General features: G+C 37.5%; 1 protein-coding gene. It reads right to left on the bottom strand.

Annotated elements, in window-relative coordinates:
- Positions 1–214: 214 nt before the first annotated feature.
- Positions 215–1,378 carry an IS256 family transposase gene (locus HF876_RS18695; RefSeq protein ID WP_169361555.1) on the bottom strand — a complete coding sequence of 388 codons (1,164 nt, stop codon included), beginning with the start codon at positions 1,376–1,378 and terminating at the stop codon, positions 215–217.
- Positions 1,379–1,476 lie beyond the last annotated feature (98 nt).

Here is a 1,476-nt window from a genome sequence, read left to right as displayed (position 1 = left end):
AGTCAAGTCCATAGTATTGTGTAAAATTGTATACAATGTTTTCAAACCTACTTGAGAAGTGTAAAAACCCCACTTCACATTTTTTGTGCGTGAATCCCATGGGCGAATAACCCCAGATGAGTTGAACGTTGTCAAAGATTCTTTTCACTTTGACGACGTTCAACTCATCTGGGATGCTCCATGAATGGGATCTCACGCCTACAAACTATTCCACTTATTTTACAAGGGATTTTTTCTTTCTATATTGTTCTTCATATTGCATTAATACAGCTCCAATCAAGCGGAATGCAGATTGCGTATTCGGGAAAATACGAATTACGTTCTCTCTTCTTCTAACTTCTTGATTTAGCCTTTCCAGTGCGTTGGTACTTCTTATAAAGACACGAATTTTCATAGGGTGTTGCATGTATTGGATGGTATCTTCGAAACCTTCATCCAATGTAGAAAGAGCCCTTTCATATTTAGGTTCATCTTTATACTTATTCATTAATTCCTCTTTAAAGTGCCTCATGTCTTCTACTGTCACCGCTTCAAAGATTCTTTTAATCATGACACGAGCATCGGCAGAGTCCTTCTTTGGGAGCTTTTCAAAGATATTTCGCTTGAAATGGACATTACACCGTTGCCAACATGTACCTATAAAAGCTCGTGTGATAGCCTTTTGTAAGCCCGAGTGGGCATCTGATATAATTAGTTTTGGTGATTGAAGTCCACGTGATTTAAGCTCTTCAAAGAAACCGAGCCAACTTTCATAACTTTCTACATGATCTACTTTTAATCCTAAAATCGTACGTTTATTATCCTCTGTGATAGCGGTGGCAATATAGACAGCCTTGGATACCACCTGTTTATCTTCGCGAACTTTAATATACATGGCATCGACAAAAACATAAGGAAAATAGGTGAAGTTAAGGGGTCTTCGAGACCATTCATTTACAATTGGATCTAATTTTTGTGTGAGAGAAGAAACAAAAGATTTAGAGACACTTTCCCCGCAAAGCTGTTCAACAATGTTGGTCACCTTTCGTGTAGACACTCCATTAATCACCATTTCAAGCATAGATAAAACTAGCGCTTGATCACAACGAGCATATCGTTCAAAGACGGTTGGTGAAAAATCACCTTCACGTGTTCTAGGAACACGCAATGTAATCTTTCCGATACTCATAGTCAAATCGCGTTCATAATAACCATTCCGGTAATCACGACGTTCTCCCGAACGCTCATAAGCAGCCACTTGTAAGTGCTCATCTCGTTCTTTTTCCATAAATTCATTCAGTACAATAACGATAGTAGATTTTATCAAAGCCTCCATATTCGAATTTAATACCGAGTCTTTTAAAATATCCATATCTAGGTTAAACTTTAATTGGGTCATCTTAATTCCTCCACATTGTTTATCGTCGTTGAAAACATTGTACCCAAGAGGGATTAATTTGACCCTTTTACTTTTTACACAATTATACGGACTTAATC

The organism is Psychrobacillus sp. BL-248-WT-3, from assembly GCF_012843435.1.
Taxonomy (GTDB): Bacteria; Bacillota; Bacilli; order Bacillales_A; family Planococcaceae; genus Psychrobacillus.
The sequence above is the reverse complement of the archived record's forward strand: the minus strand, read 5'-3'. Positions and strand labels throughout refer to the sequence as shown.

Coding starts and splice junctions, on each gene's coding strand:
- HF876_RS18695 (WP_169361555.1), bottom strand. CDS start 1,378: ATGACCCAATTAAAGTTTAACCTAGATATGGATATTTTAAAAGACTCG.